The organism is Variovorax sp. V15 (assembly GCF_041154425.1).
GTDB classification, from domain to species: domain Bacteria; phylum Pseudomonadota; class Gammaproteobacteria; order Burkholderiales; family Burkholderiaceae_C; genus Variovorax; species Variovorax guangxiensis.
Map to the genome: position 1 here is coordinate 245,915 of NZ_AP028660.1, position 19,401 is coordinate 265,315.

Consider the following 19,401-nt stretch of genomic DNA (forward strand, 5'->3'; position numbering starts at 1 on the left):
GGGCTCAGTGCGCGACTGCGGCTGCCGCTGCCGCACGCTCGCGTTCGCCCTGCGCGGCCGCGGCGGCCTCGGCCGCGCGCACGCTGGGCCGGGCGCCGCAGCGCGCCAGGTAGGCCTCCAGGTGGGGCCAGCGCCACGTGTCGATGGCATGCGCGCGCGTCCACATGGCGATCGTGTAGCAGTGCGCGTCGGCGATCGTGAAGGTGTCGCCGGTGAGGTGGGCGCGGCCTGCCAGCTGCTCGTCGATCCACTGCAGCTTGGCCTCGACGATGCCGCGCGCGATGGCCTTGTACTCGGGCGGCGTGACAGCCTTGAACAGCGGCATGAAGCCGCCCTTGTGCAGATCGGCCGCGATGAAGCTCATCCACTCCAGCACGCGGTAGCGCGGCAGTCCCGACGCGGGCAGGAGCGTGTTGCCGGGGCACTGGTCGGCCAGGTACTGCATGACGATGCAGCCCTCGCTCAGGTGCTGGCCGTCCGGCATCTCCAGCGTGGGCACCGTGCCCTTGGAGTTGACGCTGAAATAGTCGCGGCCGTCGGCCAGCCGCTTGGTCTTCATGTCGACCCATTCGAGGGCGAGGGGCAGCTGCAGTTCGCGCGCGACGATGTCCACCGCGAGCGAGCAGCCGCGGACTTCGTGATAGAGCTTCATGGGTTCTCCGGATCGAGGGGGTGCCGGCGGCTCAGGCCGCGGCTTGGGTGGCGAGCTCGTCGCGCTCGGCGGCCAGCGCCGCCTGCACGCTGGGGCGCGCCGCGATGCGCTGCAGGTAGCCATGCAGGTGCGGCCACTGCGCCAGGTCGATGGCGTGCAGCTCGGCCCACATGACGATGGTGAAGCAGCAGGCGTCCGCCGCGGTGAAGCGCTGCGCATGCAGGAAGCCCCGGGTGGCCAGCACCCGGTCGAGCCAGGCGAAGCGGCGCAGCAGGTTCTCGATGGCGATGTCGCGGTAGGCCGGCGGCGTGCTGGCACGAAACAGTGGCGTGAAGGTCTTGTGCAGCTCCGAGCTCATGAAGCTCATCCACTCCAGCACGCGGTATCGCTCCATGTCGAGGCTGCGAGGCAGCAGGTGGTCCGCCCCGTGTCGGTCGCACAGGTACTGAATGATCACGCCGCCCTCGGTGAGGAGCTGGCCGTCGTCCGTCTCGAGCGCCGGCACCTGGCCCTTGGGGTTGATGCGGTGGAGGTCGCCGCCGTCCTTGAGCTTCTTGGCCCGCACGTCGACCCAGACGAGCTCGAGCGCGAGGCCGATCTCGCGCGCCACGATGTCGACGGCCAGCGCGCAGGTCCTGGGAGTGAGATAGAGCTTCATGGCGGGAAGGCGCTTTCTGGGGATGGAGAGGCAGGCCTGCGCGTCGGCAGGCCCGAGGCGAACGCCGATGCGGGCGCTCTTGCGGTGCCGGCCCGCCGCTTGCGCAGCGTTCTGGTGCAACGGCGCCCCGTTCTGTTGCATAGGGTCGAAAACATGGTAATCAAATTATTTCTATGCGATAAATATGCCATTCGACTCGGCCCGAGCGCGTCGGTAGAACTACTCGGATCGCTGGCAAATGTTGGCTTTGGTGCTACTTCGACGATCTCAAGGCCCTCTTCCTCTCCTTGGCGACTGTCATGAATCGCAACTTATCACTATGCAGTAAATAGCCGCCTCAACGTTGCTAAAACTTTCTGGAACGCCGATTGCTTGCTCGGGCGTCACATGGACGAAAGTTGATCCTAAGGGAAACCACTAACAGGCGTTTTATTTGCTGAATTTCGCTTATTCGACAAAACAGCATATGATTCGGTGGCCGATGAGTGTTCGGTGTCGTCAGTCGTCCATTGCCGCCCAGGTGCATCCCCTCTGGTTCCTGGTGTCGGCCCCGTCTTCGCAGGGGTGCCTAGGAATCGCGCAATGAAAAGAAAGTCCGTCCTGCAGATCTGTGGTGCCGTCGCCTTGGCGGCGGCATGCGGACTGGTGTCGCCGCTGGCTTCGGCCCAGGGCAGCTGGCCCTCGCGGCCGATCCGCATCGAAGTGCCCTACCCGCCGGGCACGGGTCCCGACGTCATGGCGCGGCTCGTGGGCGAGGGGCTCTCCAAGGAGCTGAAGGCCTCGGTCGTGGTGGAGAACAAGGCCGGGGCCAACGGCATCATCGGCACCGCCGAGGTGGTGAAGGCGCCAGCCGACGGCTACACCTATTTGCTGGTCGACCGGCTCACGCTCACCGTCAACCCGCTGCTCTACCAGCCGCCCTACGACCCGAAGAAGGACCTCGTTTCCGTCAGCAACATCGCCGACGTGAACCTCTACCTGGTCACCAGCGCGCAGCTGCCGGCCAACGACTTCAAGTCCTTCATCGCCTATGCCAAGGCCAACCCGGGCAAGGTCACCTTCGGCACGGGCGGCGTGGGCAGCGTGATGCACCTGAACATGGAGCTGCTCGAATCGGGCACCGGGGTCAAGTTCCTGCACGTGCCCTACAAGGCGCTGGCGGAGGTGATCCCGGCCATGCTGGGCGGCCAGGTGGAAGTCACCTCCGGCGGCGTGGAGGCCATGCTGCCCTATGTGCAGAAGGGCAGCTTCAAGCTGCTGGCCGTGGGCGCGCCCACGCGTCAGGCCATCGTGCCGAACGTGCCCACCATCGTGGAGGCGGGCGGCTCGGACATGCTGCTGTCCACCTCCTACTCCTTCCACGCGAAGAGCGGCGTGCCGCCCGAGATCCTGGCGCGCATGAACGCGGCACTCACCAAGGTGCTGGCGCAGCCCGAGCTCAAGCGCTGGGCAGCCGAGCGCGGCCTGGGCGCCGGCGCCTCCACGCCAGCGGAACTGGACGCACGCATCGCCGTGGACAACGACCGCATCGGCCGCCTCGTGCGCGAGCGCGGCATCAAGGTGCAGTGACGCCGGTCGCGGCATTCCCAACAGAGAGAAGCAACGAGAGGACATCGGCGATGACTGAGCAGACTGGCGCGCAGGCCCTGTGGGCGGCGCTTTCCGGCGAAGGGGTGGACACCTGCTTCGCCAACCCCGGCACGACGGAGCTGGACCTGGTGCGCGCGCTGGAAGGCCAGGATTCGATCCGCTGCGTGATCGGCCTGCAGGAGAACGTCTGCACCGGCGCGGCCGACGGCTATGGCCGCATGCTCGGGCGGCCCGCCGCCACGCTGCTGCACCTTGGCCCGGGCTTCGCCAACGGCATCGCCAACCTGCACAACGCGCGGCGCGCGCGCACGCCGATCGTCAACCTGATCGGCGACCACACCAGCTGGCACCTGCCCTTCGATGCGCCGCTGAGCTCGGACATCGAATCGCTGGCGCGGCCGGTCTCGGGCTGGGTGCACCGCATCGCCAGCACGGCCGATGCGCCGCGTGCCGCGGCAGAGTCCGTGCGCCAGTCGCTGGCCAACGGCGGGCAGGGTGCGACGCTGATCTTTCCGGCGGACTACCAGGCCGAGCCGCTGCAGGGTGCGGCGGCCGCCGCCGGCACGCCGGCGCTGGACGCGGCATCAACCGCGCCCGTCGACATCGCCGCCTGCGCGCAACGCCTGCGTTCGGCGCGCCGCATCGTCTTCCTGCTGGGCGGCGGTGGCGAACTCGGTGGCCTGGGCGTGCGCGCGCAGCACGCCACCGCGCGGCTGTGCGCGGCGCTGGACGCCACCGCCTATGCCGAGACCTTCCCGGCCCGCGCGGAGCGCGGCCAGGGCCTGCCGGCCTTCGACCGGCTGCCTTACTTTCCCGAGCCGGCGCGCGCCGTGCTCGACCCCGCCGACCTGGTGGTGCTGGCCGGCGCATTGCCGCCCGTCACCTACTTCGGCTACGCGGGCCATCCCAGCCTGATGGTCGAAGCCGCTCGCCTGCTGAGCCTGGGCGAGCCCGGCCATCCGGTGGCCGAGGCGCTGGAGCAACTGGCCGATGCGCTGCAGGCCCCCGCCTTCGAGGCGCCGGTGCATCCGCTGCCGGCGGAGCCCGCCGGCGCGCTCACGCCCGCGGCCATCGGCGCGGTGCTCACGCGCGCATTGCCCGAAGGCGCCATCGTCTCGGTCGAAGGCGGCACCTGCGGCTATCCCTTCTATGCGGCGTCGGCCGCCGCGGCACCGCACACGACGCTGACCAACACCGGCGGCGCCATCGGCCAGGGCCTGCCCGTGGCGGTGGGCGCGGCCATCGCCTGCCCCGAGCGGCGGGTGGTGGGGCTGCTGTCGGACGGCAGCACCCAGTACACGATCCAGTCGCTGTGGACGATGGCGCACGAGCAGCTCGACGTGGTCGTGCTCATTGCCGCCAACCACCAGTACGCCATCCTGCGCAACGAACTGCGCCGCGGCGGCGCCGCGCTGGGCGCGCGCGCCGAGGCGCTCACCGCGCTCGACTCGCCGCGCATCGACTGGGTGGGCCTGGCGCAGTCCTATGGCGTGCCGGCCACGCGGGCCGCCACCGCCGAAGAACTCTCGGTCCAGCTGCGCGAGGCCTTCGGGCGCCGCGGGCCGGCCCTCATCGAAATGGCGCTCTGAGCCGTACAGGCAGGCGCCTTTCCCATCCAAGGAGCAATCGAACATGGATCTCAGACTCAAGGGCAAAGTGGCCGTGGTGACGGGCGGCAGCCTGGGCATCGGCCGGGCGGTGGCGGAAGCTTTCGCGGCCGAGGGCGTGCGCGTGGCCATCGTGGCGCGCAGCCAGGGCGCGCTGGAGGAGGCCGCGCGCGAAATCACCGCCAAGACCGGCGTGGAGGTGCTGGCCACCCCCGCCGACGTGAGCGACACCGCGCAGGTGCAAGCCGCCGTCGACAAGGCGGCGGCGCACTTCGGCCGCATCGACATCCTGGTCAACGGCGCAGCCCATCCGGGCGGCCTGGTGCGCAGCGAGATCGAGAACGCCGACCCCGAAGGGCTGCTGCAGGACATCGACATCAAGGTGGTCGGCTACATGCGCTTCGCGAAGGCCTGCGCGGCGCACATGCGCAAGGGCGGCTGGGGCCGCATCATCAACATCGGCGGCCTCACCGGGCGCGGCAGCAAGCAGCTCTCGGGCATGCGCAACGTGGCCGTGGCGCACATGACCAAGACGCTGTCGGACCAGCTCGGGCCCTCGGGCATCACGGTCAACGTGATCCACCCCGGCGTGGTGGAGACGCCGCACATCCACGAGCTCTACGCGAAGGAAGCGAAGCTGCAGGGCCTCACGCCGGCTCAGGTCGAGGCGAACTACGCCAAGGCCACGCCCATCCGCCGCGTGCTGCAGGTGGGCGAGATCGCCGACGCGGTGCTCTTCCTCGCTTCGGACCGCGCGGCGGCCATCACCGGCGAATCCATCGCGGTCGATGGCGGCATCACGCGCGGCATCTTCCTCTGAGCCATCCATCCAAGGAGTCGCAGACATGAACGGAACCATTCTCGTGGGCACGGCAGGGCAGGGCATCCTGCGCAGCGTGGACGACGGCGCCACCTGGCACCGCCTGGGCCTGAAGGAGGCCATCGAATTCGACGGCACGGTGCGCGCGCTGGCCGTGGACCCGTCGGACCCCAGCCGCGTGCTGGCGGGCGCCGACGCGGGCATCTGCCTGTCGACCGACGGCGGCGCGCACTTCCAGCGCATGGCCTCGCCGGCCGATGGCCAGACCGTGTGGGCCCTGGCCTTCAGCCCGCTGGACCCGCAGCTGGTGTTCGCCGGCACCGGCGCACCTTCGCGCTCGCGCATGTACCGCTCGCGCAACGGCGGCCTGAGCTGGCAGCTGCTGGACGTGGAGCTGCCCGAGTTCTGCTCGGGCGTGCACCGCCCGCGCATCCTCACCATCGCCTTCCACCCGCAGCGCGCAGGCGAGGCCTGGTTCGGCGTGGAGGAAGGCGGCGCCTGGCGCACGCGCGATGCGGGCGACAGCTGGGAGCGTATCGACACGCCCGGGCGCGGCATCAACAACTCCGACATCCACGCCATCTCGGTGCTGCCGGCCACGCCGGATGCGCCGGCCAAGCACATCGTGGTCACCGTCAACTCGGTGTGCGAGAGCATCGACGATGCCCAGAGCTTCGTCTGCCACCCGTCCAAGGACCGCTTCGACGGCCTGTACTACACCCGCACGGTGCAGCCGCTGGATGCCGATGGCCGCGAGCTGCTGCTGGCCCTCGGCGACGGCACGCCGGGTTCGCGCACGCGCATCTATCGCTCCGCCGACCGCGGCGAGACCTGGGTGCCGACGCTCTTGAACACCGCGCCCAACTCCACCGTGTGGGCCTTCGGCGCGCATGCGAGCAACCGAGGGCTGCTCTTTGCGGGCACCAAGTACGGCCACCTGCTGCGCTCCACCAACGGCGGGCGCAGCTGGTTCAAGGAGTGGCGCGACTTCAGCGAGATCACCTCGGTGGCCTGGACGCCCTTCGTGGCACCGGTGCACGCGCATCCGCAGTCCATCCACTGAAGCACGGAGGCCGGCCATGAACACCCGCGACCCCGCTTCCACCGACGGCGCCGGCAACACCGGCAGCACTGGCGAAGAGGTTCGCCCGCGCATCCGCCGCACGCACCTGGCGCTGTTCGTGAAGGACCCCTTTGCCTCCGCCTCCTGGTATGAAGAGGTGCTGGGCATGCAGGTCACGGCGCGCGGGGCGCGCTGGGTGTTCCTTTCCTTCGGACAGAAGCACCACGACATCGCGCTCATCCAGGTGGACGAGCCCGAGGCCGCCACCCGCGGCACCGTGAACATGCAGCACTACGGCCTGGAGATCGAGGGCGGCCTGGACGACCTGCGCCGGCTCTACGGCATGTTGTTGCGCAAGAACGTGGAGGTGGTCAAGACCACCGACCACAAGGTGGGCTACGGCCTGTACTTCCACGACCCCGACGGCCACCGCTTCGAGTTCTTCCTCGAGCTCGTCCACGACGACGAGGAAGCCAAGCGCCTGCTGGGCGAATACAACGCGCCCAGCAACGCCTTGGACCTGCAGCCGCTGTGAGCGGCCGCCTGCGGCACATCCATTCCATCCACCCCCATTCCCGGAAAAGATCACCATGAGCACCCCCGACCTCAGCGCCTTCCACATCCGCAAGTGGTACCTCCAGATCGAGGACACCCTGGCCGGCGAGACCGGTGCACCCGCCGACGGCGAGCCGCTGCGCAAGATCATCATCGCCGCCTGCCTGCGCAACCCGTTCGCGGGCCGCTACGTCGAAGACCTGTCGTCCTGGATCGCGCCTTCGCCCGAGTTGGGCAAGGAGTTCGGCCGCCGCATCCGCGAGGCCGCGGGCGGGCAGGCCATCGAGAGCTACGGCAAGGCCTGCCTGGTGGGCATCGACGGCGAATACGAGCATGGCAACGCGCTGCTGACCAACCCCGCCGCCAACCCGGTGCGCGAGGGCGTGGGCGGCGGCAAGTCGTGGGTGCCTTCCACCGGCAAGCGCGGTGGGCCCGGCACCGTCATCGACATTCCGCTGGCGCACAAGGACGCGCTGTACGTGCGCTCGCACTACGACACCGTCTCGGCCATGTTCGGCGACGGCCCCAACCGCGACGAGGTGGTGCTGATCTGGGCCTTCGCCACGCGCGGGCGGCTCAATGCGCGGCTGGGCGGCCTGAAGGCCTCGGAGATCAAGGGCGAGGACGGCCTCGTCTGAGCGCCGCCGGAGCAACGCACATGCAGCGCCGCGATTACCGCCTGCGCCACGATGGCCTGGGCTTCCACGTCACCGAATGGGGCGAGCCCGATGCCTGGCCGGTGCTGATGCTGCACGGCATCCGCGGCTATGCCGAGACCTTCGTGGGCGTGGCTGCCGCACTGCAGCCCGGGTTCCGCGTCATCGCCTTCGACCAGCGCGGCCGTGGCGAGACCGACTGGGACCCGGGGCACGACTACTACACCGACACCTATGTCGCCGACGTCGAGGCGCTGGTGGCGCAGTTGGGCTTGCAGCGCTTCGACCTGCTCGGCCATTCGATGGGCGGCATCAACGCCATCGTGTATGCCGCGCACCATCCCGGCCGGGTCCGCCGACTGGTGATCGAGGACGCCGGCCCCGGCGCCTTCGACACCAGCGACGGTGCCACCCGCATCCGCAGGGAGCTGGCGAGCACGCCCACCGCCTTTGATTCCTGGGACGAAGCCGCCGCGTTCATGCGCGCGCTGCGTCCCACGGTGACGGAGGAAGCGCGCCAGCAGCGGCTGCACAGCATGCTCAAGCCCATGAGTGGCGGCGGCTTCACCTGGCGCTACGACCATGCGGGCATCGCCGCCACGCGCCTGAACCCGGATCCCGCCCGCCAGGTGGACCTTGCCGCATACGTGAGGCAGCTGCAGTGCGAGACGCTGGTGGTGCGCGGCGGCCGCTCCGACTACCTGCAGCCGGCCATGGCCGGGCACATGCGCGCGCTCAACCCGCGAATCTCCACGCTCGAGATTCCCGATGCGGGCCACTACGTCCACGACGACCAGCCGGCGCTCTTCGCCGAGGCCGTCACCACCTTCCTGAAGCGGCCTGACGCGGCCTGATGCGGCCGCCGCAGGCCAGTCCCATCCATGATCCACGAACTCAGAACCTACACCCTCGTGCCCGGCGGCGTGCGCGACTACCTGCGCATCTACAACGAGTGCGGCCGCGCGCTGCAGACCCGCACGCTCGGGCAACTGGTCGCGTTGATGACGCCGGAAAGCGGCGACATCAACCAGCTGGTCTTCCACTGGGCCTTCGACAGCCTCGAGGAACGTGCGCGCCGCCGTGCCGCGCTGATGGCCGACCCGGCCTTCTCTGAATTTCGCAAGCAGGTGCGGCACCTGCTGGTGCGCCAGGAGAGCCGGCTGCTCTCGGCCGCCTGAGGCGCTCGCGCAAGCCGCCGTTCCCCTCTCAGTCCCAAGGAGTTTTCATGAGCGCTTCCGTGGAAGCCCCCGTCCTCATCATCGGCGCCGGACCTGTCGGCGTGACGCTGGCCAACCTGCTGGGCACCTACGGCGTGCGGACCCTGGTGGTCGAGCGCAGCACGGCGGTGTTCGACTTCCCGCGCGCCGTGGGCCTGGACGACGAGGCACTGCGCACCTTCCAGGCCACCGGCCTGGCCGAGGAGATGCTGCGCGACATGATCCAGAACGTGCCCATGCGCATGTACACCGCGCGCAAGCAGTGCTTCGCCGAGATCCTGCCGAGCACGCGCGAGTTCGGCTGGTTCCGCCGCAACCTGTTCTCGCAACCCCTTGGCGAGAAGACGCTGCGCCGCGGCCTGGCGCGCTTCGACCATGTGCAGCTGCGCCTCGGCCTGGAGCTGGTGGGCCTGGTGCAGGACGAGGCAGGCGTGACCGCCACCCTGCGCGACGAGGCCGGCGCCGAGCAGCAGGTGCGCGCCGCCTATGCGGTGGCCTGCGACGGCGGTCGAAGCACCGTGCGCGAGATGCTGGGGCTGCCCTACGAGGGGCGCACCCACCCGGCCAAGTGGGTGGTGATCGAATGCGACCAGGATCCGCTGGACGCGCCCTACACCGCGCTGCACTGCGAACCCGATCGCCCCTATGTCTGCCTGCGCCTGCCCTACGGCCTGCGGCGCTGGGAGTTCATGCTCTTTCCCGGCGAGGACGGCGAGCAGATGCTCGCGCCCGACAAGGTGCGCGAGCTGCTGGGCCGGCATGTGGCCGACCCGGCGGCGCTGAACGTCATCCGGGCGCGCGTGTACACCCACAACTCGCGCGTGGCGGGCGGCTTCGTCGCGGGCCGTGTCTGCCTGGCCGGCGATGCCGCGCACATCACGCCGCCGTGGATCGGGCAGGGCCTCAATGCCGGCCTGCGCGATGCGTTCAACCTGGGCTGGAAGCTCGCCTGGGTCCTCCAGGGCCGGCTGCGGCCCGAGCTGCTGGCCAGCTATCACGACGAACGCCATGCACATGCCAAAGCCATGATCGACCTGGCCGACACCTTCGGCGCCGTGCTGTCGCAGCGCAACCCGCTGCTGGCCTGGGCGCGCGATCGCTTCTTCATGGCGATCCGGAACATTCCGAAGGTGCGCGACTACGTGCTGCAGATGAAGTTCAAGCCCATGCCGCGCTTCGCGAAGGGCATCGTGCGCAACACCGGCGTGGCCGGGCGCGATGCGCTGGTGGGCCGCATGTTCATCCAGCCCAACGTGGAGCAGGAGCGCGGCCTGCCGCGCAAGCTCGACGACGTGGTCGGCGCGCGCTTCGCGCTGCTGAGCTGGCGCTGCGATGCGCTGGCCGGCGCGCCTGCCGCGCTGCACGCGCAGCTCGCCCGGCTGGGCTGCGACCACTATGTGGCCGTGCGCTCGCGCAGCATGGGCAACGAGGCCGGCTCGCCGATGCCCGGGCAACTCTCGGGCACGGTGATCGAGGACCTGGAGAACACGCTGCACTTCTGGTTCCACGGCAAGGACGTGGACTGGGTGCTGATCCGCCCCGACCGCTTCATCGCCGCCGTCGGCCGCCGGGCCGACGCCGCGGCCGAACTGGAGAGCTTCTGCGAAGCCGTGCTGGCCCCAGCCGATACGGCGCAACCACAGGCTGCAGCCTATCAATCCCTCGTGCAGGCCGAGGCCCTGGCGGCCTGAAGCCTCACGCGAACCGCGCCCCAATACCGGCGCCCACATACCCGCGCCCACATACCCGCGCCGCGGGCCCTCCCACCATGTACCCAGAACTCTCGCTCTACATCGCCGGCCGCTTCATCGACGCGCAGGGCCGGCGCACGCAGTCCGTGCACGATCCCGCCACGCAGCAGCCGCTGGGTTTGCTGCCGTGGGCCGAGGCCGAGGACGTGGAGGCCGCCGTGCAGGCCGCCCATGCGGCCTTCGCGGGCTGGCGGCGCGTGTCGCCGCTCGAACGCTCGGATCTGCTGCGCCGCGTGGCCGCGCTGGCGCGCGAGCGCGCGCCGGAGATCGGCCGCGCCATGACGCAGGACAACGGCAAGCCGCTGGCCGATGCCGTGGCCGAGGTGCTGAACGCCGCCGAGCACGTCGAGTGGCATGCGGAGGAGGGCCGCCGCGTCTACGGCCGCGTGGTGCCCGCGCGCCAGCCCGGCGTGCGGCAGCTGGTGGTGCGCGAGCCGGTCGGTGTGTGCGCCGCCTTCAGTCCCTGGAACTTTCCCTTCGGCCAGGCGATGAAGAAGGCCGCCGCCGCCATCGCGGCCGGCTGCCCCATCGTGCTCAAGGGGCCGGAGGAGTCGCCCAGTGGGCTGGTGGCCATGGCGCGCCTCTTCCACGATGCGGGCCTGCCACCGGGCGTGTTCAACCTGCTGTGGGGCGTGCCGGCGGACATCTCGCGCCAGCTCATCGAGTCGCCGCTGGTGCGCGTGGTCTCGTTCACCGGCTCGGTGCCGGTGGGCCGGCAACTGGCCGCGCTGGCCGGCCAGCACATGAAGCGCATGACGATGGAGCTGGGCGGCCATGCGCCGGTGCTGGTCTTCGACGATGCCGACGTCGACGCCGCCGTGGCCTTGCTGGCGCGGCTGAAGACGCGCAACGCCGGCCAGGTGTGCGTGTCGCCGACGCGCTTCCATGTGCAGTCGGGCGTCCACGACCGCTTCGCGGCCGCCTTCGCCGATGCGCTCGGCGCGGTGAAGGTGGGCCACGGCCTGGACGATGGCGTCCAGATGGGCCCGCTGATCCACGAGCGCCGCTTCCAGGCGGTGCAGGCGCTGGTGGACGATGCCCGCGCGCGCGGCGCCGAGCTGCTGGCGGGCGGCGGGCACATCGACGGGCGGATTGGCGCGCATATTGGAGCCAAAGGCCACTTCCATGCGCCGACGCTGCTGGCCAACGTGCCCGCCGACGCGCGCGTGATGCACGAAGAGCCCTTCGGCCCCGTCGCCGCGCTGTCGCGCTTCGACACGGTCGACGAGGCGTTGCAGCAGGCCAATGCGTTGCCCTTCGGCCTGGCGAGCTACTTGTTCACCCGTTCGCTGCAGACCGCGACCCGCGTGAGCGACGGCCTGGAGGCCGGCATGGTGAACATCAACCACTCGGGCATGGCGCATCCGGAGCTGCCCTTCGGTGGCGTGAAGGACAGCGGCTTCGGCAGCGAAGGCGGCACCGAGTCCTTCGACAGTTTTCTCAGTACCAAGCTCATCACCCAGATCTGAATCGGAACCCCATGCTGAAACTCGACGACCCCTCGCTGCTGCGCGCGCAATGCCTGGTGGCAGGCGAATGGATTTCCGCCGAGCGGACCATCGCCGTCACCAACCCCGCCACCGGCGCGCTGATCGCCCACGTGCCCCGGCTCGACGCCGCCGCCACGCGGCGCGCCATCGAGGCGGCAGAGGCCGCCTGGCCGCAGTGGCGCCGCCGCACCGCGCACGAGCGCTCGGCCATCCTCGCGCGCTGGCACGCGCTCATCCTGCAGAACCAGGAAGACCTCGCCCGCATCATGACGGCGGAGCAGGGCAAGCCCCTGGCGGAGGCGCGCGGCGAGATCGCCTATGCGGCTTCGTTCATCCAGTGGTTCGGCGAGGAAGCCAAGCGCGTGTATGGCGAGACCATCCCTTCGCCCGTGGCGTCGCAGCGCATCGTGGTCGTGCGCGAGCCGGTGGGCGTGTGCGCCGCCATCACGCCCTGGAACTTTCCCGCGGCCATGATCACGCGCAAGGCCGGCCCCGCGCTCGCAGCCGGCTGCACGATGGTGGTCAAGCCTGCGAGCCAGACGCCGCTCACGGCCCTGGCGCTGGCGCTGCTGGCCGAGCGTGCCGGCGTGCCCGCGGGCGTGCTGTCGGTGCTGACCGGCTCGGCCGGCGACATCGGCACCGAGCTGGCCACCAACCCCGTGGTGCGCAAGCTCAGCTTCACCGGCTCCACCGAGGTGGGACGGCTGCTGATGCAGCAGACGGCGGCCACGGTCAAGAAGGTGTCGATGGAGCTGGGCGGGAACGCGCCTTTCATCGTCTTCGACGACGCGGACCTCGACGCGGCAGTCGAAGGCGCGCTGGTCTCCAAGTTCCGCAACGCGGGGCAGACCTGTGTGTGCGCCAACCGGCTGTACGTGCACGAGCGCGTCCACGACGCCTTCGCGCAGAAGCTGTCCGAGGCGCTGCGCGCGCTGAAGGTGGGCCCCGGCGAGCAGGAGGGCGTGCGCATCGGCCCGCTGATCGACGAGGCCGCGGTGCGCAAGGTGCAGGAGCATCTGGCCGATGCGGTGGCGAAGGGCGCGCAGGTGCTCAGCGGCGGCTGCCGCCATCCGCTGGGAGGCAGCTTCTTCGAGCCCACCGTGCTGACCGGCGTGACGCAGGCGATGACGGTGGCGCGCGAAGAAACCTTCGGCCCGCTTGCGCCGCTCTTTCGCTTCCGCGACGAGGCCGAGGTCGTGCGCATGGCCAACGACACCGAGTTCGGCCTGGCAAGCTACTTCTACGCACGCGACCTGGGCCGCGTCTGGCGCGTGGCCGAGCAACTGGAGTACGGCATGGTCGGCGTCAACACCGGCCTCATCAGCAACGAGGTCGCGCCCTTCGGCGGCGTCAAGCAGTCGGGCCTCGGCCGCGAGGGCTCGCGCCACGGCATCGACGACTACCTGGTCATCAAGTACATCAACATGGCCGGCATCGCCTGATGCGCGGCTGAAGCGCCTTCTCCTGCGCCTTCGTTTTCCCGCGCGGCGTCTTCGCGGCGCGTCCCTGCGCGGCACCGCCGTGCCGCATCTTCCTTTGTCGTCCCCCTGGAGTCTTCAATGAGCAATCCCCGCCAATCCGCCCACCCCATCGATCCGCTGTTCACCAACCGATGGTCGCCGCGCGCCTTCGCCGAAGAGACCATCGCCGAGCCCGCGCTCATGAGCCTGCTCGAAGCGGCCCGCTGGGCGCCCTCGGCGTACAACGTGCAGCCCTGGCGCTTCATCTACGCGCGCCGCGACACGCCCGCCTGGCAGCCCATCTTCGACAGCCTCGTCGAGTTCAACCAGATGTGGACGAAGCGCGCCGCCGCGCTGGTGGTCGTGGTCTCGCAGCGCGAGGCCCTGTTCCCGGGTCGCGCCGAGGCGGCCCCCAACCAGTGGCATTCCTTCGATGCCGGCGCCGCCTGGGCCAGCCTCGCGTTCCAGGCCACGCTGTCGGGCTGGTCGGCCCACGCGATGGCCGGCTTCGACGCCGAGAAGCTGCGCGCGGCCATCCAGCTGCCGCAGGGCTATGCGATCGAGACGGTCGTGGCCGTGGGCAGGAAGGGCGATCCGGCCGTGCTGCCCGATGGCGTGCGCAAGCTCGAAGCGCCCAGCGATCGCCGGGCGCTCGCCGAGACGGCCGCCGAGGGTGTGTTCCGCCAGTAGCCTGCGTTCCTGCCGGGTCCGAGGCGCTCAGCGCGCCGACGGATCCTTGGCACCCGCGCCAGCCACCACGCCCTGGCGCGAATACATCGTCGCGTGGCCCTGGCCGTCCAGTGCCACGCTGGTCAGGGGCAGGCGGTCTTCGCGCATATGGGCGGCAAAGCTCGCGCCGCCGTCTTCGCTGCTCAGCACCAGTCCGTCGAGGCCGACAGCGACGATCTTCTTGCCGGCGCCGGCGAGCGCGGTGATGGACGACTCCGTGTGTGTGTCCACGCGCTGCCAGCTGCTGCCGTCGTCGACGCTGCGGTACATCGAGCCGCGCAGCCCTGCCACCAGCAAAGTGCCGCCGGGGCCCGCGGTGCCGCTCCAGAAGGAACCCGCATAGCCGGTCGGCATGTACGTCCAGCTGCGGCCCCTGTCGTCGGAGCGCAGCACCATGCCGCGCTCCGCCGGCGCGAACAGCTGGCCGCGCGCGTCGGCGAACAGCCCGAAGAGGTTGAGGTCGGCGCGCTTGCCGCCCTGCGGCGGGGCCAGTTCAACGGGCTGCCAGTGGGCGCCGCCATCGTCGGTGCGCAGCACCAGCGACCACAGGCCCACGGCCACGCCTTGCTTCTCGTCGAAGAAGTGCACCGCGAACAGCGGCCGGTCCTGCGCCGCATCGCTGCGCTGCACCTGCCAGCTCTCGCCGCCGTCCGTGGTGTGCAGGATCACGCCCCAGTGGCCTGCGGCCCAGCCCTGCCGGGCGTCGATGAAGGAGACCGAGGTCAGCGCCACGTCCACCGGCACCTGGCGCGCCTGTCGGTGGCTGCGGCCGCCGTCGTCCGACAGCAGCACCACGCCGTGGTCGCCCACGGCGACGATGCGCTCGCCCGCGCGGGTGCTGGCGAGCATCGTGGCGCGGGTGGCATGCGCGGCGCGAACCGCGGGAACCAGCACGGGGGTGCCATCGGTGGCGGCAGTGGCTTCTTTTGCGTGAGGTGCCTGTGCCGCGCAGGCCAGCGACAGTGAAATGAGGGCGCCGGCCAATGCCGAGCGCGCAAGAAGGGAGGTCGGTTTCATCGTCGATCGTCAGATGGATGTCAGTGCTGCTGCAGTCCGGTCGCTCGCACGGGCTTGCGGCGCGGGAAGAGCCTTTCGAGCCATACCGCCATGGCGGGCAGGGCGGTCATCGCCATGACCATGTTCACCATGAACATGAAGGCCAGCAGCTTGCCCATGTCGGCCTGGAACTTCAGCTGCGAGAACGACCAGGTCGCCACGCCCACGGCCAGCGTGATGGCGGTGAAGATGGTGGCGGTGCCCACTTCCAGGATCGCGTGCTCGATGGACTTGACGATGGTCTGGCCCGCGGCCATGTGCATGAGCAGGCGGTTGTAGATGTAGAAGGCGTAGTCCACGCCGATGCCCACCGCCAGCACCATCACCGGCAGGGTCGCCACCGTGAGGCCGATCTGCAGCTCCTTCATGAACCAGTAGCCGATGAAGGTGCCCACCGTGAGCGGCAGGCAGCAGGCCGCCACGGCGCGCAGGTCGCGGTAAACCAGGAACACCAGCACCACGATCGCCGCGTACACGTACAGCATCATCGGCAGCTCGCTCTTCTCGACCTCGTCGTCGATGGCCGCCAGTACCCCGGCATTGCCGGCGGCCAGGCGGATGTTCACGCCGGGCATGGGGTGGCCGTCGCGGAAGGCTTTCACCGCGTCGATCACGCGCTGGATGGTGGTGGCCTTGTGGTCGGTCAGGAAGAGGTTCACCGCCGTCATGCTGCAGTCCTTGCGCATGGTGCCGCGGATGCGAGCGATCTCGGTGGAAAGGGCGGCGTAGTTGGCCGAGTCGATGGGCACCACGGCCATCTTGGGGTTGCCTTCGTTGTAGCCCTCGTTGTACAGCCGCAGCTGTCCGGCGTAAGACGAGATCGAGAGCACACCCTCCACGGGCTGCATCGCCCAGACGAAGCGGTCCTGGTAGAGCCCGATGTTCACGTTGCCGCAACTCTCTGGCGGTGCCGCGAAGACCACCGTCAGCCAGTCCAGGCCCGTATCGAAATTGCCTGCGATGGACGCGGCGTCGCGGTTGAAGCGGGCGTCCTCGCGCAGCTCCGGCGCGCCGGGCTGCAGGGTGCCGACCACGCGGTCGCGGCTTTGCCACACGGCGGCGCCGAACACCACCGCGGTGACCAGCAGCATCACAGCCGCCGCGCGCGGCTGGGCGAGCCGGGCCAGCACGCGCAGCCAGCCCGAGCGGCGCTCGCGCTGCAGCAGGGCCTGGTCGGCGAAGTCGCGGCTCACCTCGAAGAAGGAGGCGGCCACCGGCAGCATGACGAGGTTGGTCACGATCTTGTAGGCCACGCCCAGCGAGGCCGCGATGGCCAGCTCGCGCACCATGGGGATCGGAATCATCAGCAGCGTGACGAAGGACACGAAGGCCGTCACCAGCGCCAGCGTGCCGGGAATCAGCAGGCCGCCGAAGCTGTCGCGGCAGGCCTCGTAGGTCGTATGGCCCTGCGAGATGCGCCGCACGATGTAGTTGATCTGCTGCACGCCGTGCGACACGCCGATGGCGAACACCAGGAAGGGCACCAGCACCGCGAGCGGATCGAGCCCGAAGCCGAGCAGCCGCAGCGTGCCGAACTGCCACACCAGCGAGGCAAGCGAGCAGGCGATGGGCAGCAGCGTGAAGCGCACCGAGCGGCAGTACCAATACACCGCGCCGGCGGTGAGCAGCAGCGCGACCAGGCAGAACTTGAGCACCGACTGCGCGCCGTCGGCGATGTCGCCGATCTGCTTGGCGAAGCCGATGATCTGGACCTCGAAGTCGCCGTCCTCGAAGCGAGCGCGGATCTTTTCTTCGAGCAGGTGGTTGTAGGCCACGTAGTCCAGCTTGCGGCCCTGCGCGTCGTACTCGGCCAGCTCGGCCGTGACCATCGCGCTGGTCTGGTCGCGCGAGACCAGCGTGCCAATGAAGCCGCCCTGCGCGGCCGCGCGCTGGATGCCGGCAATGATCTCCGGCGTGAGCCGATCGGGCGTGATGGTGGCGTCTATCAGGGGATCGGCGCGGAACCCTTCCTCGGTGATCTCGTTGACGAAGCTGTTGGGCGTCCACATCGACTGCACGCCCAGCCGCTCGATGCCTGGCAGGTAGGTGACGGCCTGGGTCACCTCATACAGGCGCTTGAGGGCCGGCGCAGTCCAGATGGTGCCGTGGCGGGCCCTGACCACCACGTTGAGCCGATTGGCGCCCAGCACGTCCTCGCGGTAGGCCTGGAAGGTCTGGATGTACTCGTGGCCCGAGGGCATCTGCTTGTCGAAACCGGCGTCCATGCGCAGCTGCGCCGCGAACCACGCCATAGCCAGCGTGAATAAAGCCAGCGCGATCAGGATGCCTCGACGATGGGAGAAGCAGAAGGCCTCGAGGCGCTGCACGGTTCGCTGCAGCGCAGAGGCAGGGGCGTGGTTGGAATCGGACACGGATTGCTTTCAGCAGGCGGCGCCGCCACCGCCGCGCGGGCGGTGCACGGCGCGCCGGGTCAGAAGTTGCGCGACAGGGTGAGGCCCACGAAGTTGCGGTCGCGATAGGGCTGGTCGAACACGCGCTTGCCGCCGAAGAAGGCCGCGTAGTTGATCGAGGCCTGCCACTTCGCCGGGTTCTGCACGAAGGTCACGACCAGGTTGACGGACTTGGCGCCCTCCATCAGCTGGCCCGCGCCGTTGGGCGTGCGCCCCTTCACGGCCTGGAAGTAGTACACCTCGGGAATCACCTGCCAGCCTGGAATCAGCGAGCCGTCGTAGACCCAGCTGAAGTCCAAGTTGTAGCCCCACGCCGTCTTCGAGCCCACCGGCTGCGGCGTGCCCGCGGCGCTGAACTCCTGGCCCCAGCCCCATGCACCGGCAGCGATCGGATCGGACCCGTAGTACTTCTTGAGGTTGGGATAGCGCACCACCACGGCCTCGGCCATCAGCGTCGCGGTGTCCGCGCCGAGGGCGCGCAGCACGCCGCCTGCATTGCTCGGCGTGAGGCTGAGCATGCCGGTCAGGTGCCACTGCAGCTTCTTCTCGTCGACCCAGCAGTTGCCGTGGTTGAACGAGCAGCCGCTCGCCGCCGGGTTCAGTGCCACGGCATCGCGCGGACGGTACGACAGCTCGGTGCCCACCGACCAGTCGCCCACCGGCATGTTGGCGCTCAGGCCGTAGAGGCGGCGGTTCTCCGGGTAGGCCCAGCCCGCGCGGCCGGTGCCGCCCGCATTGGTGCTGAAGTTCAACGACTTGTCGTTGTAGTTCATCACGTAGGCACCCAGGTTCAGCTGCGTGCCCTCGGGTTGCCACTTCAGGGCGGTGCCCCACTGGCCGCCGTTCTTCGGCTTCGTCTCGATCAGGCCGTAGGCGTCGTGGCCCTTGCCCATGCCGTTGGCCACAGACCAGTAGGAGCCGGTGGGTGCCATGTAGTTGCCGTTCCAGCGCGCCTGCACGTAGGCCTCGAAGTTGAGGCCGTGGCCCAGGCCCGTGGCGAAGCTGGCGATGGGCGCGGGCAGCACCGCCTCCTTCAGCTGCGTGCCGGGCTGCGACAGCCGCATGATGTCCAGCGCGTTGGTCGCGTTGATGCCGCCGGGCAGGAAGAGGCTTTCCCCCCAGCTGATCACCTGGTTGCCCACACGCACGCGCGCCGTTTCGCCGCCGAGCTGGAAGGTCTTGCTCACCCAGAAGTCCAGCAGCCGGGCCTTGAAGCGCAGGTCGCTGCGCGCGTCGCTGGCCAGGCCGTCGGGCAGGTACTGCGTCGCGGCGGCGCTGGTGTAGCCGGTGGTGTGGGTGGCCGTGAGGTCGCGGACCCAGTTCACCCGCCCGAGGAAGGTGATGTCATCGGGCATCTTCAGGAGCAGCTCGTGGCTGCCCTTGACGTAGGTGGTGAAGGCATCGCCCTTGCGGTAGTTCAAGTTGCCTTGGTCGCCCATCGACGAGGTGGGTGCCAGGCAGCCGGCGGGTGCGCCGACGCCCACCGCACCCTGGATGACGAGCGTGCAGGAGGGGTCCTTGACGCGGATGCCGGTGCCGATGGTGATGGTGGAATCGAAGCTCCCTCGAACGTTGTCGGTCTCGAAGGTGAAGGCATGAGCGGCCCCCGTCGCGGCGAGCAGGCAGGCGGCGGGCACGGCGCTCAGCCGGGCGAGGGTGCTGGAGGGGCGGGCGGTGAAGTTCATC

Annotated in this window: 17 protein-coding genes; 12 read left to right on the forward strand and 5 right to left on the reverse strand. The window is 69.7% G+C overall.

Going from position 1 to position 19,401, the window contains the following annotated elements; translation table 11 throughout:
- Window positions 1-4: 4 nt before the first annotated feature.
- Complete coding sequence (gene gstA, locus ACAM57_RS33500) at window positions 5-652, reverse strand: glutathione transferase GstA (protein ID WP_369662898.1); 648 nt, start codon at window positions 650-652, stop codon at window positions 5-7.
- 31 nt (window positions 653-683) lie between these two features.
- Window positions 684-1,310 carry a glutathione transferase GstA gene (gene gstA / locus ACAM57_RS33505; RefSeq protein ID WP_369662517.1) on the reverse strand — a complete coding sequence of 209 codons (627 nt, stop codon included), beginning with the start codon at window positions 1,308-1,310 and terminating at the stop codon, window positions 684-686.
- A gap of 582 nt (window positions 1,311-1,892) precedes the next feature.
- Here gstA (ACAM57_RS33505) and ACAM57_RS33510 point away from each other — a divergent pair.
- The 12 genes from ACAM57_RS33510 to ACAM57_RS33565 all read left to right on the forward strand — a co-directional run bounded on the left by ACAM57_RS33510 (window position 1,893) and on the right by ACAM57_RS33565 (window position 14,209).
- The gene (locus ACAM57_RS33510) at window positions 1,893-2,879 is read left to right on the forward strand and encodes a Bug family tripartite tricarboxylate transporter substrate binding protein (protein ID WP_369662518.1); all 987 of its coding nucleotides are present in this window, start codon (window positions 1,893-1,895) and stop codon (window positions 2,877-2,879) included.
- A gap of 50 nt (window positions 2,880-2,929) precedes the next feature.
- The gene (locus tag ACAM57_RS33515; protein WP_369662519.1) at window positions 2,930-4,489 is read left to right on the forward strand and encodes an acetolactate synthase large subunit; all 1,560 of its coding nucleotides are present in this window, start codon (window positions 2,930-2,932) and stop codon (window positions 4,487-4,489) included.
- Between the two features lie 43 nt (window positions 4,490-4,532).
- The gene (locus ACAM57_RS33520) at window positions 4,533-5,327 is read left to right on the forward strand and encodes an SDR family NAD(P)-dependent oxidoreductase (protein ID WP_184641816.1); all 795 of its coding nucleotides are present in this window, start codon (window positions 4,533-4,535) and stop codon (window positions 5,325-5,327) included.
- Between the two features lie 25 nt (window positions 5,328-5,352).
- A complete protein-coding gene (locus tag ACAM57_RS33525; protein WP_369662520.1) occupies window positions 5,353-6,390 on the forward strand; it encodes a WD40/YVTN/BNR-like repeat-containing protein in 1,038 nt (345 codons plus the stop codon).
- A gap of 16 nt (window positions 6,391-6,406) precedes the next feature.
- Complete coding sequence (locus ACAM57_RS33530; protein ID WP_369662521.1) at window positions 6,407-6,925, forward strand: VOC family protein; 519 nt, start codon at window positions 6,407-6,409, stop codon at window positions 6,923-6,925.
- 55 nt (window positions 6,926-6,980) lie between these two features.
- Window positions 6,981-7,583 carry an amino acid synthesis family protein gene (locus tag ACAM57_RS33535; protein WP_369662522.1) on the forward strand — a complete coding sequence of 201 codons (603 nt, stop codon included), beginning with the start codon at window positions 6,981-6,983 and terminating at the stop codon, window positions 7,581-7,583.
- Window positions 7,584-7,603: 20 nt separating this feature from the next.
- Window positions 7,604-8,455, forward strand: coding sequence for an alpha/beta fold hydrolase (locus ACAM57_RS33540; RefSeq protein WP_369662523.1), 852 nt, complete (start codon window positions 7,604-7,606; stop codon window positions 8,453-8,455).
- Window positions 8,456-8,482: 27 nt separating this feature from the next.
- The gene (locus ACAM57_RS33545; RefSeq protein ID WP_369662524.1) at window positions 8,483-8,779 is read left to right on the forward strand and encodes an NIPSNAP family protein; all 297 of its coding nucleotides are present in this window, start codon (window positions 8,483-8,485) and stop codon (window positions 8,777-8,779) included.
- A gap of 47 nt (window positions 8,780-8,826) precedes the next feature.
- Window positions 8,827-10,509 carry a bifunctional 3-(3-hydroxy-phenyl)propionate/3-hydroxycinnamic acid hydroxylase gene (locus tag ACAM57_RS33550; protein WP_369662525.1) on the forward strand — a complete coding sequence of 561 codons (1,683 nt, stop codon included), beginning with the start codon at window positions 8,827-8,829 and terminating at the stop codon, window positions 10,507-10,509.
- Window positions 10,510-10,586: 77 nt separating this feature from the next.
- Window positions 10,587-12,038, forward strand: a complete 1,452-nt coding sequence (locus tag ACAM57_RS33555) for an NAD-dependent succinate-semialdehyde dehydrogenase (protein ID WP_369662526.1) — start codon at window positions 10,587-10,589, stop codon at window positions 12,036-12,038.
- Window positions 12,039-12,049: 11 nt separating this feature from the next.
- Window positions 12,050-13,501, forward strand: coding sequence for an NAD-dependent succinate-semialdehyde dehydrogenase (locus ACAM57_RS33560; protein WP_369662527.1), 1,452 nt, complete (start codon window positions 12,050-12,052; stop codon window positions 13,499-13,501).
- Window positions 13,502-13,618: 117 nt separating this feature from the next.
- Window positions 13,619-14,209: a nitroreductase family protein gene (locus ACAM57_RS33565; protein WP_184641823.1), complete on the forward strand. Its 591-nt coding sequence runs from the start codon at window positions 13,619-13,621 to the stop codon at window positions 14,207-14,209.
- A 27-nt stretch (window positions 14,210-14,236) separates the two neighbouring features.
- Here the strand turns inward: ACAM57_RS33565 and ACAM57_RS33570 are convergent, their stop codons facing one another.
- The 3 genes from ACAM57_RS33570 to ACAM57_RS33580 all read right to left on the reverse strand — a co-directional run bounded on the left by ACAM57_RS33570 (window position 14,237) and on the right by ACAM57_RS33580 (window position 19,400).
- Complete coding sequence (locus ACAM57_RS33570; RefSeq protein ID WP_369662528.1) at window positions 14,237-15,265, reverse strand: WD40/YVTN/BNR-like repeat-containing protein; 1,029 nt, start codon at window positions 15,263-15,265, stop codon at window positions 14,237-14,239.
- Window positions 15,266-15,285: 20 nt separating this feature from the next.
- On the reverse strand, window positions 15,286-17,556 hold the full coding sequence (locus ACAM57_RS33575) for an RND family transporter (protein ID WP_369662908.1): 2,271 nt from the start codon (window positions 17,554-17,556) through the stop codon (window positions 15,286-15,288).
- A 179-nt stretch (window positions 17,557-17,735) separates the two neighbouring features.
- On the reverse strand, window positions 17,736-19,400 hold the full coding sequence (locus ACAM57_RS33580) for a DUF1302 domain-containing protein (RefSeq protein ID WP_184641825.1): 1,665 nt from the start codon (window positions 19,398-19,400) through the stop codon (window positions 17,736-17,738).
- Window position 19,401 lies beyond the last annotated feature (1 nt).

What these genes read in the sequence shown, in the direction of transcription:
- ACAM57_RS33530 (WP_369662521.1), top strand. Translation starts at nt 6,407, where the DNA reads ATGAACACCCGCGACCCCGCTTCCACCGACGGCGCCGGCAACACCGGC.
- gstA (WP_369662898.1), bottom strand. Translation starts at nt 652, where the DNA reads ATGAAGCTCTATCACGAAGTCCGCGGCTGCTCGCTCGCGGTGGACATC.
- ACAM57_RS33550 (WP_369662525.1), top strand. Translation starts at nt 8,827, where the DNA reads ATGAGCGCTTCCGTGGAAGCCCCCGTCCTCATCATCGGCGCCGGACCT.
- ACAM57_RS33535 (WP_369662522.1), top strand. Translation starts at nt 6,981, where the DNA reads ATGAGCACCCCCGACCTCAGCGCCTTCCACATCCGCAAGTGGTACCTC.
- ACAM57_RS33515 (WP_369662519.1), top strand. Translation starts at nt 2,930, where the DNA reads ATGACTGAGCAGACTGGCGCGCAGGCCCTGTGGGCGGCGCTTTCCGGC.
- ACAM57_RS33540 (WP_369662523.1), top strand. Translation starts at nt 7,604, where the DNA reads ATGCAGCGCCGCGATTACCGCCTGCGCCACGATGGCCTGGGCTTCCAC.
- ACAM57_RS33510 (WP_369662518.1), top strand. Translation starts at nt 1,893, where the DNA reads ATGAAAAGAAAGTCCGTCCTGCAGATCTGTGGTGCCGTCGCCTTGGCG.
- ACAM57_RS33545 (WP_369662524.1), top strand. Translation starts at nt 8,483, where the DNA reads ATGATCCACGAACTCAGAACCTACACCCTCGTGCCCGGCGGCGTGCGC.
- ACAM57_RS33575 (WP_369662908.1), bottom strand. Translation starts at nt 17,556, where the DNA reads ATGGCGTGGTTCGCGGCGCAGCTGCGCATGGACGCCGGTTTCGACAAG.
- ACAM57_RS33555 (WP_369662526.1), top strand. Translation starts at nt 10,587, where the DNA reads ATGTACCCAGAACTCTCGCTCTACATCGCCGGCCGCTTCATCGACGCG.
- ACAM57_RS33580 (WP_184641825.1), bottom strand. Translation starts at nt 19,400, where the DNA reads ATGAACTTCACCGCCCGCCCCTCCAGCACCCTCGCCCGGCTGAGCGCC.
- gstA (WP_369662517.1), bottom strand. Translation starts at nt 1,310, where the DNA reads ATGAAGCTCTATCTCACTCCCAGGACCTGCGCGCTGGCCGTCGACATC.
- ACAM57_RS33525 (WP_369662520.1), top strand. Translation starts at nt 5,353, where the DNA reads ATGAACGGAACCATTCTCGTGGGCACGGCAGGGCAGGGCATCCTGCGC.
- ACAM57_RS33560 (WP_369662527.1), top strand. Translation starts at nt 12,050, where the DNA reads ATGCTGAAACTCGACGACCCCTCGCTGCTGCGCGCGCAATGCCTGGTG.
- ACAM57_RS33570 (WP_369662528.1), bottom strand. Translation starts at nt 15,265, where the DNA reads ATGAAACCGACCTCCCTTCTTGCGCGCTCGGCATTGGCCGGCGCCCTC.
- ACAM57_RS33565 (WP_184641823.1), top strand. Translation starts at nt 13,619, where the DNA reads ATGAGCAATCCCCGCCAATCCGCCCACCCCATCGATCCGCTGTTCACC.
- ACAM57_RS33520 (WP_184641816.1), top strand. Translation starts at nt 4,533, where the DNA reads ATGGATCTCAGACTCAAGGGCAAAGTGGCCGTGGTGACGGGCGGCAGC.